1 protein-coding gene is annotated in these 4,012 nt (G+C 68.3%); it reads left to right on the forward strand.

Annotated features, from left to right (window positions below; all coding sequences use genetic code 11):
- Window positions 1–121 precede the first annotated feature (121 nt).
- The gene (locus CTKZ_RS15265; protein ID WP_124343744.1) at window positions 122–3,991 is read left to right on the forward strand and encodes a DNA-directed RNA polymerase subunit beta'; all 3,870 of its coding nucleotides are present in this window, start codon (window positions 122–124) and stop codon (window positions 3,989–3,991) included.
- Window positions 3,992–4,012 lie beyond the last annotated feature (21 nt).

The following is a 4,012-nucleotide window of genomic DNA, read 5'->3' on the forward strand; positions in this document are numbered from 1 at the left end:
GAGATCTGACGACGAGCCTGTCGCGGGCGGCCCCGCCGCCCGCGACAGCGCCCGCACCCCTTGCACCATTTCCGTCCGCCGGGCCTCACACGGCCCCGGCAAGCGAAGGAAGTAGGACCCCTTGCTCGACGTCAACGTCTTCGACGAGCTGCGCATCGGCCTGGCCACGGCCGACGACATCCGTGCGTGGTCGCACGGTGAGGTGAAGAAGCCCGAGACCATCAACTACCGGACCCTGAAGCCGGAGAAGGATGGCCTGTTCTGCGAGAAGATCTTCGGTCCCACCCGGGACTGGGAGTGCTACTGCGGCAAGTACAAGCGCGTCCGCTTCAAGGGCATCATCTGCGAGCGCTGCGGTGTCGAGGTCACGCGCTCCAAGGTGCGCCGTGAGCGCATGGGTCACATCGAGCTCGCCGCCCCGGTGACGCACATCTGGTTCTTCAAGGGTGTGCCGTCGCGTCTGGGCTACCTGCTCGACCTGGCGCCCAAGGACCTCGAGAAGGTCATCTACTTCGCGGCCTACATGATCACGTGGGTCGACGAGGAGGGCCGTCACGAGGACCTCCCGAACCTCCAGAACGAGATCGACCTGGAGAAGAAGGAGATCGCGGACCGCCGCGACAACGACATCAACGCCCGCGCGCTCAAGCTCGAGACCGACCTGGCCGAGCTCGAGGCCGAGGGCGGCAAGGCCGACGCGCGCCGCAAGGTCCGCGACTCGGCCGAGCGCGAGATGGCCCAGATCCGCAAGCGTGCGGACGCGGACCTCGAGCGCCTCGAGAACGTGTGGGACCGCTTCAAGAACCTCAAGGTCGCGGACCTCGAGGGCGACGAGCTGCTCTACCGCCAGCTGCAGGACCGCTACGGCAACTACTTCGAGGGCTCGATGGGCGCCGCGGCGATCCAGAAGCGTCTCGAGGCGTTCGACCTGGAGGCCGAGTCCGACAACCTGCGCGAGATCATCAAGACGGGCAAGGGCCAGCGCAAGACGCGTGCCCTCAAGCGTCTGAAGGTCGTCAACGCGTTCCTCACGACGAACAACTCGCCGACGGGCATGGTCCTCGACGCGGTCCCGGTCATCCCGCCGGACCTGCGCCCGATGGTCCAGCTCGACGGTGGCCGCTTCGCCACGTCGGACCTGAACGACCTGTACCGCCGCGTCATCAACCGGAACAACCGCCTCAAGCGGCTCCTGGACCTGGGCGCGCCGGAGATCATCGTCAACAACGAGAAGCGGATGCTCCAGGAGGCCGTGGACTCGCTGTTCGACAACGGCCGTCGCGGTCGCCCGGTCACGGGCCCCGGCAACCGTCCGCTCAAGTCGATCTCCGACATGCTCAAGGGCAAGCAGGGCCGGTTCCGCCAGAACCTGCTCGGCAAGCGCGTCGACTACTCGGGCCGTTCGGTCATCGTCGTCGGCCCGCAGCTCAAGCTGCACCAGTGCGGCCTGCCCAAGCAGATGGCGCTCGAGCTCTTCAAGCCGTTCGTCATGAAGCGGCTCGTGGACCTCAACCACGCGCAGAACATCAAGTCGGCCAAGCGCATGGTCGAGCGCGCCCGCCCGGTCGTGTGGGACGTGCTCGAGGAGGTCATCACCGAGCACCCGGTGCTGCTGAACCGTGCGCCCACGCTGCACCGTCTGGGCATCCAGGCGTTCGAGCCGCAGCTCGTCGAGGGCAAGGCGATCCACCTGCACCCGCTCGTCTGCGCCGCGTTCAACGCGGACTTCGACGGTGACCAGATGGCCGTCCACCTGCCCCTGAGCGCGGAGGCGCAGGCCGAGGCCCGCATCCTCATGCTCTCGAGCAACAACATCCTGAAGCCGTCGGACGGCCGTCCGGTGACCATGCCCTCGCAGGACATGATCATCGGCCTGTACCACCTGACGTCGGACCGGCTCGAGGGTGCGGAGGGCGCCGGCCGCGCGTTCAGCTCGGTCTCCGAGGCGATCATGGCGTTCGACCAGGGGACGCTCGACCTCAACGCGGTCGTGAAGATCCGGTTCGACGACCTGGTGCTGTCCGAGGACGACGCTCCCGAGGGCTGGTCCGAGGGCGACACGCTGCTGTTCGAGACGACGCTCGGCCGTGCGCTCTTCAACGAGCTGCTGCCGGTCGACTACCCCTACGAGAACGGCGTGGTCGACAAGAAGCGCCTCTCGGCGATCGTCAACGACCTCGCCGAGCGCTACCCGAAGGTCGCCGTCGCGGCGTCCCTCGACGCGCTCAAGGAGGCCGGCTTCCGCTGGGCGACGCGCTCCGGCGTGACGATCTCGATCTCCGACGTCGCGACCCCGGCCGCGAAGAAGGACATCCTCGAGGAGCACGAGGCGCGGGCCGCCAAGGTCCAGGGCCAGTACGACAAGGGTCTGATCACGGACGACGAGCGCCGTCAGGAGCTCATCGAGATCTGGACCCAGGCCACGGACAAGGTCGCCAAGGCGATGCAGGAGAACTTCCCTGCCCGCAACACGGTGTACCGCATGGTCGGCTCGGGTGCGCGTGGCAACTGGATGCAGGTCCGCCAGATCGCGGGCATGCGTGGTCTGGTCGCCAACCCGAAGGGCGAGATCATCCCGCGCCCGATCAAGGCGAACTACCGCGAGGGCCTCTCCGTCCTCGAGTACTTCATCGCGACGCACGGAGCCCGCAAGGGTCTGGCGGACACCGCTCTGCGGACCGCCGACTCGGGCTACCTGACGCGTCGTCTGGTGGACGTCTCGCAGGACGTCATCGTCCGCGAGGAGGACTGCGGCACCGAGCGTGGCCTGACGATGCCGATCGGCGTCCCGGGAACGGACGGGCTGCGTCGTCACGACAAGGTCGAGACGAGCGTCTACTCGCGCACGCTGGCCACGGACATCGAGGTCGACGGCGAGCTCATCGGCCACGCCGGTGACGACGTCGGCGACGTCCTGCTGGACCGCCTGCTCGAGTCGGGCGTCGACACGCTCAAGGTGCGCTCCGTGCTCACCTGCGAGTCGCGCGTCGGCACGTGCGCGAAGTGCTACGGCCGTTCGCTCGCGACGGGCAAGCTCGTCGACATCGGCGAGGCCGTCGGCATCATCGCGGCCCAGTCGATCGGTGAGCCCGGCACCCAGCTGACGATGCGGACGTTCCACACCGGTGGTGTGGCCTCGGCCGACGACATCACGCAGGGTCTGCCGCGTGTCCAGGAGCTCTTCGAGGCCCGCACCCCCAAGGGTGAGGCGCCCATCGCGGAGTTCTCGGGCCGCATCGCGATCGAGGAGGGTGACCGCTCGCGGCGCATCGTCCTCACGCCGGACGACGGCTCGGAGGAGATCGCCTACCCGATCACGAAGCGCTCGCGCCTGCTGGTGAACGACGGCGACCACGTCGCGGTCGGCACCCAGCTGGTCCAGGGCGCCGTCGACCCCAAGAAGGTGCTGCGCATCCTCGGCCCCCGTGCCACGCAGAAGCACCTGGTCGACGAGGTGCAGGAGGTCTACCGCTCCCAGGGCGTGGACATCCACGACAAGCACATCGAGGTCATCGTGCGGCAGATGCTGCGGCGCGTGACGGTCCTCGACTCCGGCACCACGGACCTGCTGCCCGGCGAGCTCGCCGAGCGCGGCCGGTTCGAGGACGCGAACCGCAAGGCCGTGTCCGAGGGTGGCCAGCCGGCGTCGGGCCGTCCCGAGCTCATGGGCATCACGAAGGCGTCGCTCGCGACGGACTCGTGGCTGTCCGCCGCCTCCTTCCAGGAGACGACGCGCGTCCTCACCGAGGCCGCGATGTCGGGTCGTTCCGACCCGCTCCTGGGCCTCAAGGAGAACGTCATCCTCGGCAAGCTCATCCCTGCCGGCACGGGCCTGCCCCGCTACCGGAACATCACGGTGGAGCCGACCGAGGAGGCGAAGGCCGAGCTGTACCCGACCTTCGGCTACGACGAGATCGACTTCCCCGCCCTGGGCCTCGGCTCGGGCGAGGCGATCCCGCTCGAGGACATCGACTTCGGCGACTTCCGCTGAGGTCACTGCCTCTCCGACCCG

The sequence above is a fragment of the Cellulomonas algicola genome (genome assembly GCF_003851725.1).
GTDB lineage: Bacteria > Actinomycetota > Actinomycetes > Actinomycetales > Cellulomonadaceae > Cellulomonas > Cellulomonas algicola.